Genomic DNA, 16655 nt, shown 5'->3' with positions numbered 1-16655 from the left:
ACACGTCATTATACGCCTATACGGAAGGATTTTCCATTAAGACTTTATGAAATTTCTTTGAAACTTTAATCCCACGGAAGGTTACTATATTCACTGCGTCCGTCACGCATCATCAGTTCGCTTACCGCATCCTTTGCAGGTTTGCCTTCAAAAAGTACCTGGTTGACCTTTTCCACGATCGGCATGGATACCTCATATTTTTCAGCCAGCTCTCTTGCCGCTTTTGCTGAATACACGCCCTCGACAACCATCTTGACCTCAGCCATCGCTTCTTCCATCGTCATTCCCTCACCGATCAGAACACCTGCCTTACGATTACGGCTGTGCTTACTTGCACAGGTGACGATCAGATCACCGATTCCGGTAAGTCCGGTAAAGGATTCCAGCTTTCCGCCAATCTTTACACCAAGTCTTGTGATCTCCGCAATTCCTCTGGTGATCAGTGCAGCTTTGGTGTTATCCCCGTATCCGAGTCCATCTGCAACTCCGGCTGCAAGTGCGATTACATTTTTCAGGGAACCACCAAGCTCAATTCCTTTAATATCCGGGCTTGTGTAGACACGGAATACATCATTCATGAAAATTTTCTGCAGATAAATGGCGGTTTCTTCGGTCTCTGCTCCGATTACAACCGTTGTCGGAAGTTCGCGGCTTACTTCTTCTGCGTGACTTGGACCTGAAAGAACAGCTACATTTGCCTGCGGAATCTCTTCTTCAATCTGCTCAGAAAGTGTCTTTAACGTACCCTCTTCAATTCCTTTTGCCACATTGACCAGAATCTGCTCTTCCTTTACATACGGGCACATTTTCTTCGCCGTAGCTCTGGTTGCCATAGACGGAACTGCAAGAACGACCACATCTTTTCCTTCCACGCTTCCCCGCAGATCTGTTGTGATCTCGATCTCCTCCGGGATATGAACGCCCGGAAGCTTACTTGGATTTTCCCGTTTCCCCCTGATCTCATCTGCTTCTTCTTTTAAATAAGACCAGATGGTTACATGATGTCCGTTTTTATTCAGTACAAGCGCCAGGGCCGTTCCCCAGCTCCCTGAACCGATAACTCCGATTTCTGCCATAAATTATTACCTCTTATTTTTTCTTTTTTGAAAAACTGATCTTGCTCTCTGTACCATTTCTCAGACGTCCGATATTCGCACGGTGGCGGATAAATGCAGAAAGAACAAAAAGTGCTCCGATTCCATACATTTCAAACAGATACTTCTGCGCCATTCCAAACATTCCCATCTGTCCGTCAATGACAAGTCCGACAAGGAACAGTACGGAAATCACCAGCGATCCCAGTGATACATAACGTGTCACGGCAACAATTACGATAAACACGATCAGACATACTGCCGCAATCCGAATATCTGTAGATAAGATCATACCTGCCGTAACTGCAATTCCCTTTCCGCCCTTGAACTTCAGATAGAATGGAAAATTATGTCCAAGCACTGCCCCAAAACCTGTATACAGCGAAAGGAGCGGTAAAATATCTGTGTGAGACTGTCCGTAAATTCCGCGGACCACCAGAACCGCGATCACGCATTTGAAGCAGTCACCAAGCAGGGTGATCATTCCGGCTTTGATTCCCATGGTGCGAAGTGCATTGGTAGAACCTGCATTTCCGCTTCCCATCTTGCGGATATCTACCCCCTGGGTTTTTCCATAGAAATAGCCGGTCTGAAACAGGCCAAATATATAGCCGATCAGCAAACATACAAGACGTTCCATCTTATTTGTCCTTCTCCTTTCTCTCCCTGATAAAGAATTTAAGAGACGTTCCACGGAAGCCAAACGCTTCACGGATCTTATTCTCCAGATATCTCGTATAAGAGAAATGCATCAGTTCTTTATCATTTACAAAGATGACAAATGTCGGCGGTTTGACCGCTACCTGGGTAATATAGTAAAGTTTCAGACGTTTTCCCTTATCTGACGGTGGCTGCTGCATTGCAACAGCTTCGGTCATGATCTCGTTAAGGACACCCGTAGCTACACGGAGTGTCTGGTTCTCAATAACGGTGTCGATCATGTCAAAGAGCTTCGGAAGTCTCTGACCTGTCAGCGCAGACACATACATGATCTCTGCGTAAGGCAGGAAAGACAGCACCATCCGGATCTGATGCTCATATTCCCTCGTGGTCTTATCGTTCTTTTCAATGGCATCCCATTTATTTACAACGATGATGACACCTTTTCCACGCTCATGTGCGATTCCTGCGATCTTGGCATCCTGCTCGGTTACTCCTTCTGCCGCATCGATCACAACCAGGACCACATCCGCTCTTTCTACTGCCGTAACTGTGCGGATAATACTGTATCGCTCCAGTTCCTCTTTGATCTTATTCTTACGACGAAGTCCTGCTGTATCAATAAATACATATTCTTTTCCATTGTGTACTACTTCCGTGTCAATGGCATCTCTTGTAGTTCCGGCAATATCGGATACGATCACACGGTCTTTTCCGATCAGACGGTTGATGATCGAAGATTTCCCAACGTTCGGTTTTCCAACGATTGCAACTCTCGGACGGTCATCTTCCTCTTCCTGACCTGCCCCTTCCGGAAAATGTGCCAGAACCTTATCCAGCATATCTCCGATTCCAATTCGTTCCGATGCTGAGATCGGAACCGGATCTCCGATTCCCAGATTATAAAATTCATACACATCCGGCATCATCTTGTTGAAATTGTCCACTTTATTGACAACAAGGATGACTGGCTTGTGGGAGCGGCGGAGCATATCTGCCACTTTTGAATCAGAATCTACAAGTCCCTGCTTTACATCTGTCATAAACAGGATCACATCTGCAGTGTCAATGGCGATCTGTGCCTGCTCTCTCATCTGGGAAAGGATCACATCACGGCTGTCCGGCTCGATTCCACCGGTATCGATCAACGTAAATTCTTTATCGAGCCAATTCACTTCTGCATAAATTCTGTCGCGGGTAACACCCGGCGTATCTTTAACGATTGCTATCTTTTCTCCTGCCAGTGCATTAAAAAGCGTCGACTTTCCAACGTTCGGCCGCCCTACAATGGCAACAACTGGTTTACTCATATTTTCTTCCTCCTGATATTTATTCGGAATTCTGCTTCTATATCATACTAGATTTCTTCAAAAAATGCAATTTTTTAACACCTCTTTCTTGTCATTGCTTTTAAATAATGGTATAAAAGATAGGTAAGATTAGATAAAAAGCGCGTAAAACGCTTATTATAAGGAGGCACTCATGACAAATATCGAACTTATGGAAAAAGCTCTTCCGACAGCACCACTTAAAATTGCTGCTCTGGAAAGCTGCAAGGATCTGGCAGAAAAAGTGGATCAGTACATCGTATCGTTCCGCAAAAATTCTCTGCATGATTTTCTGGATCCTGCAATCTATTCATCTTATGAAGCAGATTCTTATCTTGCAAAGAACAGTTGCCCACGTTTTGGTTCGGGGGAAGCAAAGGGAATGTTTGGCGAAAGTATCCGCGGAAAAGATCTCTTTATTATGGTGGATGTCTGCAACTACAGCCTGACATACACAGTAAACGGACATATCAATCATATGTCACCGGATGATCACTATCAGGATCTGAAGCGTATCATCTCCGCTTCTACAGGAAAGGCACACCGTGTAAATGTAATTATGCCATTCCTGTACGAAAGCCGCCAGCACAAGAGAACCAAACGCGAATCTCTGGACTGTGCAATGGCCCTGGAAGAATTAACCGCAATGGGTGTATCTAACATTCTGACATTTGACGCACACGATCCGCGTGTACAGAATGCGATCCCACTCAATGGTTTCGACAGCTTCAACCCTCTGTATCAGTTCATCAAAGCTCTGTTTAAAGCAGAACCGGATCTGAAAGCAGACAAAGACCATCTGATGATCATCAGCCCGGATGAAGGTGCAATGCAGAGAGCTGTATACTTCTCCAATGTACTTGGCGTTGATATGGGTATGTTCTACAAACGCCGTGATTATTCTACCATCGTAAATGGTAAAAATCCGATCGTTGCACATGAATTCTTAGGTGACGATGTACATGGAAAGACCGTTATCATCATTGATGACATGATTTCTTCCGGTGAAAGTATGCTGGATGTTACCAGACAGTTAAAAGACCGCGGAGCTGAGCGTGTATTTGTATGTACTACTTTTGGTCTCTTCACAGAAGGCCTTGACAAGTTCGATGAATATTATGAAAAGGGATATCTGGACAGACTGATCACAACCAATCTGACCTATCTGCCTCCTCAGCTTCATGATAAACCGTATTTCATTGAAGCAGATATGAGTAAGTTCCTTGCACTGATCATTGATTCGATGAATCATTCTACATCTATTAGTGCGGTTATGAATCCGACAGATAAGATTCATGATTTGCTTGCGAAGAGAAATATGAGATAAATTTTGTCAGCGGGAAAGTAAGGATATATTAACGAACGGACGCCGCAAGAGAAAATAAAAATGCCGTAAAACCAATATCTTTCATGGTCTTACGGCATTCTTATTTATCGTATTTACTTATACCATCCTGTCCCCATCAAAGAATTCCTGTCCGGTCGGGTATGTGTAGGAATCTCCGATTTCATGGAGAAGGACGACTTTTAATTTATTATTCAATGTTTTTTTGTCCAGCTTGATCGCTTCGGTAAGTTGTGGGAGTGGGACATCAGCTTTTACCGGAAGTTTATAAGCTTCCAGGACTTTGCGGATATGCTCGGCTTCGCCTTTTTTGGTAAGCCCTTTCTCTTCAGCGATCTTTGTGATCTGGTACATTCCGATTGCCACGGCCTCACCGTGGCTTTCTCTTTCGTAGTGGAAATGCTGCTCAATGGTGTGGGCAAGGGTATGTCCGAAATTCAGGAGAATCCGCTCTCCGGTGTCGAACTCATCTTCCTCTACGACGCGGCGTTTGATATCGACGCAGGTTGCGATCACATCTGTCAAATGTTCTTTCAGATTCTCATAGGATCCGCATTCTTCCAGAAGTTCAAAGAGCTTGCGGTCTTTGATGCAGCCGTATTTGATAACTTCCCCCATGCCGTCCGTCACGTAACGCTCCGGCAGGGTTTCCAGTACATCCGGATCGATCAGTACCATCTTCGGCTGGTAAAAGGCACCTACCAGGTTCTTACCCTGTGGAAGATCGACCGCAACTTTTCCACCAACAGAAGAATCTACCTGTGCAAGAATGGAAGTTGGAATCTGTACGAACTTGATTCCTCTAAGAAAGGTCGCTGCCACAAATCCGGCAAGGTCTCCTACCACTCCACCGCCAAGTGCAACGATCAGGTCTGTTCTGGAAATCTTTGCTTCCAGAAGAGAGCTGTATACACCCGGAAGGGTTTCGAATGCTTTTGACGGTTCTCCATGTGGAATCACGGTTTCCGTACACTCATATTTTTCAGAAAGATTTTTCTTAAGCGCTTCTCCGTAATAAGAATAAACTCTGTCATCAGAAATGATCATGATCTTTGATCCCTGATATACTTCCGCTATTCTTTCTGCTGCTTCTTTCAGAATTCCTCTTTCAATATAGATCGGATAGCTGTGTTCCTTTAAATCTACCGTCATTTTCATCGTTTTGTTCCTCCCAGGATGCTGTTTTTTACATTTCTTTACCGACTGCTTTTGCGATTCCGGTAATCTCTTTTAACAGTGTATCGTATTTTTCCGGTTTCAGCGACTGTGCTCCGTCACAAAGTGCTGTTTCCGGACTGTTATGTACTTCGATGATCAGTCCGTCCGCTCCTGCCGCAACTGATGCCTTTGCCATCGGATCAACCAGCCACCATTTTCCTCCTGCATGGCTTGGGTCCACGACAACCGGAAGATGGCTGAGCTTTCTTACAACCGGGATAGACTGAAGATCCAGTGTATTTCTCGTGTAAGTCTCGAAAGTACGGATTCCTCTTTCACAGAGGATAACATTCGGATTTCCGGATGCCATAATGTATTCAGCTGACATCATCCATTCTTCGTAGGTTGCATTAAGTCCTCTCTTTAAGAGAATTGGTCTCTTGGTCTGTCCAAGCTGTTTTAAAAGATCGTAGTTCTGCATGTTACGTGCACCGATCTGGATCAGGTCTACTTTTTCATCGAAGATTTCCAGATATTCCGGTGACATCAGTTCTGTTACAATCGGAAGTCCTGTCTCTTCTCTTGCTGCACATAAGATTTCCAGGCCTTCAAGTCCGAGTCCCTGGAATGAATATGGGCTTGTTCTCGGTTTGAATGCACCGCCGCGGAGCATGTTTGCGCCGGATGCTTTGACCGCTTTTGCAATTCCGATTACCTGCTCTTCGGATTCTACGGAGCAAGGTCCGGCGATCAGTGCAAGATGTCCGCCACCAACTTTGACACCGGATACATCCACGATGGTGTCATCCGGATGGAATGCACGGTTTACAAGTTTATAAGGTTCCTGTACATGCATAACCTTCTCAACAGAAGAGTCTACCTCGAAAAGCTTTGGATCTACACGGACCGTATCGCCGATACAGCCAATAATTGTAAGATCCTCACCTTTTACAGTATGTACTTCCAGTCCTTTTGCACGGACCATATTTTCAACTCGTTTTACGTTTTCATCACTTGTTCTTGGTTTTAATACGATAATCATAATTTTTCCCTTTCTCTTTGCGAATGTTCTACTAATCAAAAAACTCCCGCCTTCTGTTTCTTTCAAAACAGAGGACGAGAGTATGATATACTTCGTGGTTCCACCTCATTTTACAATTGTCTCACGACAACTGCCTCGTCAGGTACGTCGTTCATAACGGTTATACCCTTGCAGATAACGGCTGCTACCGGAAATACCTATTAACAATTCTTCAAGAGAATGCATTCAGTATCCTACTCCAAGAGGAATTCAATATAATCTTCGGTATCCTTCTTCCACCGATAAAGGACTCTCTGTGACGTCTTATTATATTTACTACTTCTTTTCATTGTATTTTGATAGTAGAATATATAATTTTTAAAATCTATAACTTATGTTACACGAATCAATAGGCTTTGTCAATCATTTTCAACAAATTAACGCGAGAAATATTTTTCTTTGATAATATCAACCGGCATCTCTTTTCCTGTCCAGAGCTCAAATGATGCAGCACCCTGATATAACAGCATATTCAGACCGTTCAGTGTCTGGCATCCTGCTGCTTTTGCTTTCTTCAGGAATAAGGTTTCTTCCGGATTGTAGATGACATCGAATACAAACAGGTCTTTTCTGAATACGCTGTCGTCTGTGATGATACATCTGTCTGTCTTCGGTGCCATACCGATCGAAGTTCCGTTTACCAGAATTGCACTTTCTGCAATCTCTTTTTTGAGGACTTCCGGATCAGAGAAATCATAAAGGTTGATCTTGCAGTCTGTCTTCTCATGAAGCTTCTCGATGGTCTTTTCTGCGCGGGTGAAAAATTCATCACGGATGTTGAATACCGAAATCTCTGCAACTCCGTCGAGTGCTGCCTGGATCAGGATCGCTGCTGCTGCTCCGCCTGCTCCAAGAAGAGTCATCTTCTTGCCGATGATATCCATGCCTGTCTCACTGACTGCACGCATGAATCCGATTCCGTCTGTTGTGTAACCTGTCAGTATACCGTTATCATTGACAACGGTATTGACTGCTCCACCGATCTCAGATGCCGGTGAAAGTTTGTCAACCAGTGAACACATCAGATTCTTGTCAGGCATAGTCAGGTTGAATCCTCTGACTCCCATGACTTTCAGACCATCTACTGCTGTCTTTAAATTATCTGTTCCAACATCAAATGCCAAATATGCGTAATCCAGCTCCAGCTGGCGAAATGCCTCGTTATGCATCATTGGGGAAATGCTGTGTGCTACCGGACTCCCCAGTAACCCGGTAAGAACTGTATGTCCTGTAATCTCGTATGCCATTATATTTTCCTCCTGCGTTACATTTTCGCACTGTAAAGTGCTACTTTTGTCCTCTATCATACCATATTTTTCAAAATACGCAAGCATCGTTATTTAAAAAACGATTTTTTTAATTTTTGAACTGCCTATAAAAAACAAATTTCCACTGAATCATCATTGAAAAAAATATTTTCTGCCTTTGAAAAAAGAATTTTGAAAACTTTTGAATAACCAGGCAAAATGTAAATAAAAGGGATGCGCTTTTTCAAACGCACCCCATCACTTTCTTATGCAATTACTCTGACTTTCAAAACGCCCTCGATCATTTCCAGACCTTTTACCACGTCTTCTGCCACATCATTATCCACATCGATCATCGTATATGCATAGCTGCCACGGCTCTTATTCGTCATATCATCGATATTGACATTATCCTTTGCCAGAAGCGCAGTAAACTGACCGATCATGTTCGGAATATTCCTGTGCAGGATCGTAATTCTTGTCTTATCCCTTACACCCATATCGCATGCCGGGAAGTTGACAGAATTACGGATATTTCCATTTTCCAGGAAATCCTTCAGTTCTTCTACTGCCATCTTTGCACAATTATCTTCTGATTCAGCAGTTGACGCTCCCAGATGCGGAATGACAATCGCATGCTTTACTCCTGCGATCTCCGGTGTCGGGAAGTCCGTTACATAGCGTCCGACTTTTCCACCAACAAGTGCATCCACAATGTCTTCACTGTTCACCAGTACATCTCTTGCAAAGTTCAGGATCACAACGCCGTCTTTCATCAGACTGATGGCATTCTTATTGATCATACCCTTTGTATCTTCCAGTGCCGGTACATGGATTGTGATATAATCACACTCCTTGTAGATCTCATCTACATTCTTAGTGTGATGGATGCTTCTTGAAAGTCTCCATGCGGAATCTACAGAAACATATGGATCATAACCATACACTTCCATCCCGAGATGCGTAGCCGCATTGGCAACCAGGACACCGATTGCACCAAGACCGATCACACCAAGCTTCTTTCCCTGGATCTCACAGCCTGCAAATGCTTTTTTCGCTTTTTCTGCATCTTTGGCAATATTGCCATCCTCTTCGTTCTCCTGTACCCAGTTGATCCCGCCAAGTATATCTCTGGATGCAAGCAGCATACCGGCGATCACCAGCTCTTTTACACCATTGGCATTTGCCCCTGGTGTATTAAATACAACGATTCCCTGCTCCGCACATTTGTCCAGTGGAATATTATTTACACCGGCCCCGGCACGGGCAACCGCTTTTAAATCTTTATCAAATTCCAGTTCATGCATTCCGGCACTTCTTACAAGTACCGCATCTGCTCCTGCCATCTCACCGGCAGGTACATAATCATCACTGAATTTCTCCAGTCCAACAGGAGAAATCGGGTTCAAGCAAAAATATTTATACATATTACAGATTCTCCTCCTCAAACTTCTTCATAAATGCAACCAGGGCTTCCACACCTTCGTATGGCATTGCGTTATAAATACTTGCACGCATACCACCAACAGTACGGTGTCCTTTCAGATTTTCAAGACCCGCTTCTTTTGCCTCTTTTACAAATTTGGCATCCAGCTCGTCACTGCCTGTCACAAATGGTACATTCATAAGAGAACGGTCTTTCTTTTCTACCGTACCTTTGAACAGTTTGCTCTGATCCAGGTAGTCATAGAGCAGTTTGGCTTTCTTTTCGTTGCGTTCTTTCATAACTTCCAGTCCGCCCATCTTTTTGAGCCATTTAAATACCTTACCGCAGATATAGATTCCGTATGCCGGCGGTGTATTGTAAAGAGAGCCTGCGTCTGCATGTGTCTTGTATGTAAGCATGGTCGGTGTTCCCGGAAGTACATCCTCTGTAATCAGATCTTCGCGGATGATCGCGATAACAACACCCGCTGGTCCGACATTCTTCTGGACTCCACCATAGATGAGACCATATTTTGTCACATCTACAGGTTCAGACAGGAAGCAGGATGATACATCCGCTACCAGTGTCTTGCCTTTCGTGTTCGGAAGTTCCTTGAATTTGGTTCCGTAAATTGTATTATTTTCGCAGATATATACATAATCTGCATCTTCATCAACCGGCAGATCCGAACAGTCAGGAATGTACGAAAAGGTTTTATCCTCGGACGATGCGATCTTATTCACCTTTCCATATTTGGATGCCTCAGCAGCTGCCTTTTTGGCCCACTGCCCGGTAACAATATAATCCGCTACTTTGTTCTTCATCAGATTCATTGGAATCATTGCAAACTGCTGGCTTGCGCCACCCTGAAGGAACAGTACTTTGTAATTATCCGGGATTCCCATCAGATCACGAAGATCCTGTTCAGCGGTTTCAATGATTTCAGCAAAAGCTTTCGAGCGATGACTCATCTCCATAACGGACATTCCACATCCTTTGTAATCCAGCATCTCATCTGCTGCTTCTCGTAAAACTTCTTCCGGCAGTACTGCCGGTCCTGCTGAAAAATTGTAAACTCGTTTCATATTACTCCTCCATTCCTGCTCTGCGTATCTGTCGCTGCATATGTTTTTCTAGTTTATCTGCTGTTTTTCCTGCAGATCTTTCTCGTCAAAAGCTTCACTGATCGGAGCACCCGGAGCAACCATCGGCCATACCTTGTCATCGCTGTCGATCTGGCAGTCAATCACCACCGGACCGCCTGCATTTAAAGCAAACTTAAATGCATCTGCGAATTCTTCTCTGGTCGTAGCTCTTACCGCTTTCGCCCCCATCGCTTCTGCGAGTTTCACAAAATCTACTGCATCATTCAGAACAGTTGCTGAATAGCGCTGTCCGTAAAACAGATTCTGCCACTGTCTTACCATACCAAGCACATGGTTGTTCACTACAACCTGGATAATTGGAATGTTATAACGCGCCGCTGTTGCAACTTCATTCATATTCATACGGAAGCATCCGTCTCCGGCTATATTGACTACCGTCTTCTCCGGTCTGCCCATCTTGGCTCCGATTGCGGCTCCAAGACCGTATCCCATGGTTCCAAGACCACCTGATGTAAGCAGTGTTCTCGGTTTTGTGAATTTATAATACTGCGCTGCCCACATCTGATGTTGTCCAACTTCTGTGACGATGATAGCATCACCTTCTGTCTGTTTGTAAATCTCTTCGATCACATACGGACCGGTCAGACTTTCCGGATGATAGGTAAGCGGGTATTTCGCTTTATATTCCTGGATCTTTTTGATCCATTCGGTGTGTTCCTGCTGTGACAGTTTTTCATTAACTGCCGCAAGCACTTCTTTGATATCTCCAACCACACCTTCATCAATGATGACATTCTTGTTCATCTCTGCCACATCAATATCAAACTGGAGAATCTTTGCATTACTTGCAAATTTATTTGGATTACCTGTGACACGGTCGGAGAATCTTGCACCGACTACGATCAGAAGATCGCATTCACTGACTCCAAAGTTCGATGTCTTGGTACCATGCATACCAAGCATTCCTGTATAAAGTTCATCAGTTCCCGGAAATGCACCTTTTCCCATCAGGGAGTCACATACCGGACACTGTACCTTGTCTACGAATGCACGGAGTTCTTCACTTGCATCAGATAATATAGCTCCGCCTCCGACGAATACGAACGGACGCTTTGCTTCTTCGATCATCTCTACTGCCTTGTTAATATCTTCCATGCAGATTTCTTTTTTGTATTTTACGATTGGCTGGATTTTGACAGGCTCATACTCTGCTTTATTGCCTGTCACATCTTTCGGTATATCGATCAGCACCGGTCCCGGTCTTCCGGACTGTGCGATCTCAAACGCCTTGCGGATCGTCTTTGCAAGATCATTGACATTCTTCACAATAAAATTATACTTTGTGATCGGCATCGTAATACCGGTAATGTCAATTTCCTGAAAACTGTCTTTTCCAAGAAGCGGTACCCCTACATTACAGGTGATCGCAACGATCGGAATAGAATCCATAAATGCGGTCGCGATTCCTGTTACGAGATTTGTTGCTCCAGGTCCACTGGTTGCAAAACACACCCCAACTTTACCAGTGGCACGCGCATATCCGTCTGCCGCATGAGAAGCTCCCTGCTCATGCGATGTAAGGATATGTCTGATTTCATTACTATGCTTATATAATTCATCATATACATTTAAAATTGCGCCGCCCGGATATCCGAATACGGTATCCACGCCCTGCTCTTTTAAACACTCTATCAGTATCTCTGCACCATTTAATTGCATTGTACATTCCCCTTGTCCAGATTTTACTTTATTTGTGTGGAACTTCCAGAACTGCTCCACGGTTTCCTGAAGTTACCATTGCTGCATATCTTGCAAGATATCCTGTTGTAACTTCAGGATCTCTTGGCTGCCATTTTTCTTTTCTTCTTGCAAGTTCTTCATCTGAAATTCTTGCATTTAATTTCAGGTTCGGGATATCGATCTCGATGATATCGCCTTCCTCGATCAGTGCTACCGGTCCGCCGACTGCTGCTTCCGGTGATACGTGTCCGATAGAAGCTCCACGGGATGCACCGCTGAAACGGCCGTCTGTAATAAGTGCTACCGATGAACCAAGTCCCATACCTGCGATCGCAGAAGTCGGATTCAGCATTTCCGGCATACCAGGACCACCCTTTGGTCCGACATAACGGATAACTACAACATCTCCCGGATGGATATCTCCGCCTTTGATTGCCTTGATCGCATCATCTTCACATTCAAATACTCTTGCAGGTCCTTCATGTACCAGCATTTCCGGTACAACTGCAGAACGTTTTACAACACTGCCATCCGGTGCGATATTACCTTTGAGGACTGCAAGTCCACCAGTCTGGCTGTATGGATTGTTGATCGGACGGATTACTTCCGGATTTTTATTTTCGCATCCTGCGATATTTTCTCCAACTGTCTTTCCGGTTACTGTCATGCAGTCTGTGTAAAGAAGACCTTTCTTATTCAGCTCGTTCATAACAGCATATACACCACCTGCTTCATTCAGGTCTTCCATATATGTAGGACCTGCCGGTGCAAGGTGACAGAGGTTCGGAGTCTTTTCGCTGATTCCGTTTGCAAAATCAATTTCAAAATCCATACCGATCTCATGTGCGATCGCCGGAAGGTGAAGCATACTGTTAGTTGAGCATCCAAGTGCCATATCAACAGTAAGGGCATTTAAGATGGCTTCTTTTGTCATAATGTCTCTCGGACGGATATTTCTTCTGTACATTTCCATTACCTGCATACCTGCATGTTTTGCAAGACGGATTCTTTCTGAATATACAGCCGGAATTGTTCCATTCCCCTGAAGTCCCATACCAAGTACTTCTGTCAGACAGTTCATACTGTTGGCTGTATACATTCCGGAGCATGATCCGCAGGTAGGACATACTTTATTTTCAAATTCACATACATCACATTCGTCCATTGTTCCTGCTGCGTAGGATCCAACTGCCTCGAACATGCTGGAAAGACTTCTCTTCTGTCCTTTTACATGTCCCGCAAGCATTGGTCCGCCACTAACGAACACTGTAGGTACATTAATACGGGCTGCTGCCATCAAAAGTCCAGGTACGTTCTTATCACAGTTCGGGATCATAACAAGGGCGTCAAACTGATGTGCCATTGCCATTGCTTCTGTCGAATCTGCGATCAGATCTCTTGTTACCAGAGAATACTTCATACCGATGTGTCCCATTGCAATACCGTCACAGACTGCGATTGCCGGGAACATGATCGGTGTTCCGCCTGCCATGGCAACTCCCATCTTTACTGCATTTGCAATCTTATCCAGGTTCATATGTCCCGGAACGATTTCGTTATAAGAACATACGATTCCGACAAGCGGTCTCTCCAGTTCTTCTTTTGTAAGACCAAGCGCATTGAACAATGATCTGTGCGGCGCCTGCTGCATACCTGTTTTTACATTATCACTTCTCATGATTTTATGATCCTCCTGTAAATTTTGTCTCTATTCTATTACAGTTCCGTCCTGCTTCTCTTTCCCCATAGCAGTACGGAACTGTATCTTTCCAAATCCTTGACTATCGAATTCTTTCGCAGATCAGATCTCCCATCCGGGCTGTTCCAACCTTTGTACATCCGTCTGACATAATATCTCCGGTTCTGTATCCATCTTTTAATACCTGGGAAACAGCTGCTTCAATCGCATCTGCTGCTTTATCCTGGTCCAGGCTGAAACGAAGCATCATTGCTGCTGAAAGAATTGTTGCTATCGGGTTTGCAATTCCCTGTCCTGCTATATCCGGTGCCGAGCCGCCACTTGGTTCATACAGTCCGAACTTAGTCTCATTCAGGCTTGCACTTGCCAGCATTCCGATTGATCCGGTTACCATACTTGCTTCATCAGAAAGAATGTCTCCGAACATATTCTCTGTAAGAATGACATCAAACTGCTTCGGATCTCTTACAAGCTGCATTGCACAGTTGTCTACCAGCATATGCTCCAGTGTAACTTCCGGATAATCTTTCGCAACCTCTTCTACTACTTTTCTCCAGAGTCTTGAAGAATCCAGTACATTCGCCTTATCGACGCTTGTCACTTTCTTTCTTCTCTTCATTGCGATGTCAAACGCGCGGATTGCAATCCGGCGGATCTCATCCTCATTATAGGTAAGTGAATCGAATGCAGTCATCACACCATCCACTTCTTCTGTCTTTCTCTCTCCAAAATAAAGACCGCCTGTCAGTTCACGCATGATCATCAGATCAAATCCGCCTTCTGTAATCTCTTCTTTCAGAGGGCATGCACCCTTCAGTTCATTATACAAAACTGCCGGACGCAGATTAGCGAACAGGTTCAGTTCTTTTCTGATCTTCAAAAGACCTGCCTCCGGTCTCTTTGACGGTTCCAGCTTATACCACGGGGAAGTCTTTGCATCTCCTCCAATGGATCCCATCAGTACGGCATCACATGCTTTTGCTTTTGCTACCGTCTCATCTGTAAGCGGGACTCCATGTACATCAATGGATGCTCCCCCAAGAAGCAGCTGTTCATAAGAACAGTCAAATCCGTATACCTCTCCTGCTTTATCAAGAACTTTCATCGCTTCCGTTACAATCTCCGGACCGATTCCGTCACCTTTAATTACTCCGATTTTCAGGCTCATCTTTGTCATTCCCTTCTATGTATCTGTGATTTTGGCACCATTTTTCGTTCCAAAAATCTGTTAAACACTATAATACCGTATTTTTTGTCAGGTTTCAACCCTTTAATCTGTAAAAGTATAAAAATCAGAGCGAACTCTGTTTTATTTTCCCGTTTTCTGTGGAATCACAAAGATAAAGATCAGCGAACTGACAAACAGCATTCCCGGATAAAAAAGCTTCGGAATGATCTGAAATGCAGAAATCTCACCGCCAAGCTCATGCACTGCCGAAATTGCCACAAGCATCTGCGCGCCATACGGGATCACTCCCTGCGAAATACAGGAAAAAGTATCCAGAAGGGAGGCCGTCTTTCTCGGTGTGATCTGATAATCGTCTGCCATTTCCTTTGCAATTGGATTGGCCATCACAATTGCTACGGTATTGTTCGCTGTTGCCACATCCAGGAGCGCTACCAAAATACCAACACCCAGCTGACCACTTTTCGTTCCCTTAAAGACACGGTGGATCACATCCAGCAATACATCAAAGCCACCATTTTCCCGGATCAGCGCACACATTGCAGCAACCAGCACCGCCACCATACAGGTTTCAAACATCCCGGACACACCAGATCCCATGGCAGCAAGCATTTCATACGGTGTTACCTGCCCCATTGCGAGCATGATCACCGCACCGGACACAATTCCCGTCAGAAGTACCAGGAAGACATTGAACCCTGCGATCCCGCCGATCAGCACCAGCACATACGGAATGATCTGCGTCAGATTGTATTCGTGCGTAACTGCCGTTCCGATCTCTGCCCGGAAAGAGCTGATCAGGATCAGAACCAACGATACGATCGCCGCCGGAAGTGCGATCCGGAAATTTTCCCGGAATTTATCTTTCATCTCGCATCCCTGCCCGTTGCAGGCAGCAATTGTTGTATCTGATATGAAAGAAAGATTGTCCCCGAACATGGAACCTCCCATCACCGACGCCACGCAAAGTGCCAGGGAAAAACCGGATGTCTGCGAAACTGCCGCCGCAATCGGAGTCAGAAGGGTGATCGTCCCAACCGAAGTTCCCATTGCTGTTGAAACAAAACATGCAACCATAAACAGGACGGCAACCGCAAACCGTGCCGGGATGATCGATAGCATAAAATACGCCACACTCTCTGCACTGCTTCTTCCAACCACTCCCACAAAAGTTCCCGCCGTCAGGAAAATCAGCAGCATTGTGATAATATTCTTATCTCCGATTCCCCGTCCCATGATCTCCAGCTTCTCATCAAAGCCAACCTTTCTGTTCTGCAGACACGCAACCAGGAGCGCCGCCAGAAACGCCACTACGATCGGTACATTATAAAACCCCATTGGAATTTTCATTATGTATTCAAATAAAATACCCAGTCCCAGATAAAATACCAGAAATACACCGACCGGCAAAAGTGATGCACTTTTTCTTCTTTTTTCCATATATCCACCTCTCATCTGCTTCTATTGCTCCCCGGATCTTCCCCAAAACTTTTCCATATCCGGAAAACAGACAGCAATATTTCTTCTTATCATAGCATATCCTTCTCTTTTCCCGCAATAAGGGAAATACAGGAAGTTCCCGCAG

General features: G+C 44.7%; 13 protein-coding genes and 1 other annotated feature. Of the genes, 1 reads left to right on the top strand and 12 read right to left on the bottom strand.

The features are described 5' to 3' along the window. Positions 1-65: 65 nt before the first annotated feature. The 3 genes from G4407_RS03310 to der are packed head-to-tail and all read right to left on the bottom strand — an operon-like array spanning position 66 to position 3064. A complete protein-coding gene (locus G4407_RS03310; RefSeq protein WP_173687736.1) occupies positions 66-1076 on the bottom strand; it encodes an NAD(P)H-dependent glycerol-3-phosphate dehydrogenase in 1011 nt (336 codons plus the stop codon). 13 nt (positions 1077-1089) lie between these two features. Next, positions 1090-1734, bottom strand: coding sequence for a glycerol-3-phosphate 1-O-acyltransferase PlsY (gene plsY / locus G4407_RS03305; RefSeq protein WP_173687735.1), 645 nt, complete (start codon positions 1732-1734; stop codon positions 1090-1092). Between the two features lies 1 nt (position 1735). Continuing rightward, entirely contained in the window at positions 1736-3064 is a 1329-nt protein-coding gene (der, locus tag G4407_RS03300; RefSeq protein WP_055260578.1) for a ribosome biogenesis GTPase Der, read from the bottom strand. A 172-nt stretch (positions 3065-3236) separates the two neighbouring features. On the opposite strand from der, the gene G4407_RS03295 reads away from it, so the two are divergent. Continuing rightward, positions 3237-4409 carry a ribose-phosphate pyrophosphokinase gene (locus G4407_RS03295; protein ID WP_008374954.1) on the top strand — a complete coding sequence of 391 codons (1173 nt, stop codon included), beginning with the start codon at positions 3237-3239 and terminating at the stop codon, positions 4407-4409. A gap of 117 nt (positions 4410-4526) precedes the next feature. On the opposite strand, the gene aroB is transcribed toward G4407_RS03295, so the two are convergent. The 9 genes from aroB to G4407_RS03250 form a co-directional block, all read right to left on the bottom strand. Then, entirely contained in the window at positions 4527-5585 is a 1059-nt protein-coding gene (gene aroB, locus G4407_RS03290) for a 3-dehydroquinate synthase (RefSeq protein ID WP_173687734.1), read from the bottom strand. Between the two features lie 28 nt (positions 5586-5613). Next, complete coding sequence (gene aroF / locus G4407_RS03285) at positions 5614-6627, bottom strand: 3-deoxy-7-phosphoheptulonate synthase (protein WP_173687801.1); 1014 nt, start codon at positions 6625-6627, stop codon at positions 5614-5616. A 67-nt stretch (positions 6628-6694) separates the two neighbouring features. Continuing rightward, positions 6695-6965 (bottom strand) — a binding site (T-box leader). 78 nt (positions 6966-7043) lie between these two features. Then, the gene (locus tag G4407_RS03280) at positions 7044-7913 is read right to left on the bottom strand and encodes a shikimate dehydrogenase (protein WP_173687733.1); all 870 of its coding nucleotides are present in this window, start codon (positions 7911-7913) and stop codon (positions 7044-7046) included. A 266-nt stretch (positions 7914-8179) separates the two neighbouring features. Beyond that, entirely contained in the window at positions 8180-9340 is a 1161-nt protein-coding gene (locus G4407_RS03275; protein WP_173687732.1) for a phosphoglycerate dehydrogenase, read from the bottom strand. Between the two features lies 1 nt (position 9341). Beyond that, entirely contained in the window at positions 9342-10424 is a 1083-nt protein-coding gene (gene serC, locus G4407_RS03270) for a 3-phosphoserine/phosphohydroxythreonine transaminase (protein ID WP_173687731.1), read from the bottom strand. A 48-nt stretch (positions 10425-10472) separates the two neighbouring features. Beyond that, on the bottom strand, positions 10473-12164 hold the full coding sequence (ilvB, locus tag G4407_RS03265) for a biosynthetic-type acetolactate synthase large subunit (RefSeq protein WP_173687730.1): 1692 nt from the start codon (positions 12162-12164) through the stop codon (positions 10473-10475). A 28-nt stretch (positions 12165-12192) separates the two neighbouring features. Further along, complete coding sequence (gene ilvD, locus G4407_RS03260; protein ID WP_173687729.1) at positions 12193-13863, bottom strand: dihydroxy-acid dehydratase; 1671 nt, start codon at positions 13861-13863, stop codon at positions 12193-12195. Positions 13864-13966: 103 nt separating this feature from the next. Beyond that, positions 13967-15052 carry a 3-isopropylmalate dehydrogenase gene (gene leuB, locus G4407_RS03255; RefSeq protein ID WP_118198395.1) on the bottom strand — a complete coding sequence of 362 codons (1086 nt, stop codon included), beginning with the start codon at positions 15050-15052 and terminating at the stop codon, positions 13967-13969. A 141-nt stretch (positions 15053-15193) separates the two neighbouring features. Further along, positions 15194-16510, bottom strand: coding sequence for a Na+/H+ antiporter NhaC family protein (locus tag G4407_RS03250; protein WP_243259187.1), 1317 nt, complete (start codon positions 16508-16510; stop codon positions 15194-15196). Positions 16511-16655 lie beyond the last annotated feature (145 nt).

Source organism: Allocoprococcus comes (assembly GCF_013300725.1).
Classification (GTDB): domain Bacteria; phylum Bacillota; class Clostridia; order Lachnospirales; family Lachnospiraceae; genus Allocoprococcus; species Allocoprococcus comes_A.
The sequence above is the reverse complement of the archived record's forward strand: the minus strand, read 5'-3'. Positions and strand labels throughout refer to the sequence as shown.

What these genes read in the sequence shown, in the direction of transcription:
- leuB (WP_118198395.1), bottom strand. Translation starts at nt 15,052, where the DNA reads ATGAGCCTGAAAATCGGAGTAATTAAAGGTGACGGAATCGGTCCGGAG.
- G4407_RS03310 (WP_173687736.1), bottom strand. Translation starts at nt 1,076, where the DNA reads ATGGCAGAAATCGGAGTTATCGGTTCAGGGAGCTGGGGAACGGCCCTG.
- der (WP_055260578.1), bottom strand. Translation starts at nt 3,064, where the DNA reads ATGAGTAAACCAGTTGTTGCCATTGTAGGGCGGCCGAACGTTGGAAAG.
- ilvB (WP_173687730.1), bottom strand. Translation starts at nt 12,164, where the DNA reads ATGCAATTAAATGGTGCAGAGATACTGATAGAGTGTTTAAAAGAGCAG.
- G4407_RS03250 (WP_243259187.1), bottom strand. Translation starts at nt 16,510, where the DNA reads ATGGAAAAAAGAAGAAAAAGTGCATCACTTTTGCCGGTCGGTGTATTT.
- aroB (WP_173687734.1), bottom strand. Translation starts at nt 5,585, where the DNA reads ATGAAAATGACGGTAGATTTAAAGGAACACAGCTATCCGATCTATATT.
- serC (WP_173687731.1), bottom strand. Translation starts at nt 10,424, where the DNA reads ATGAAACGAGTTTACAATTTTTCAGCAGGACCGGCAGTACTGCCGGAA.
- aroF (WP_173687801.1), bottom strand. Translation starts at nt 6,627, where the DNA reads ATGATTATCGTATTAAAACCAAGAACAAGTGATGAAAACGTAAAACGA.
- G4407_RS03275 (WP_173687732.1), bottom strand. Translation starts at nt 9,340, where the DNA reads ATGTATAAATATTTTTGCTTGAACCCGATTTCTCCTGTTGGACTGGAG.
- G4407_RS03280 (WP_173687733.1), bottom strand. Translation starts at nt 7,913, where the DNA reads ATGGCATACGAGATTACAGGACATACAGTTCTTACCGGGTTACTGGGG.
- ilvD (WP_173687729.1), bottom strand. Translation starts at nt 13,863, where the DNA reads ATGAGAAGTGATAATGTAAAAACAGGTATGCAGCAGGCGCCGCACAGA.
- G4407_RS03295 (WP_008374954.1), top strand. Translation starts at nt 3,237, where the DNA reads ATGACAAATATCGAACTTATGGAAAAAGCTCTTCCGACAGCACCACTT.
- plsY (WP_173687735.1), bottom strand. Translation starts at nt 1,734, where the DNA reads ATGGAACGTCTTGTATGTTTGCTGATCGGCTATATATTTGGCCTGTTT.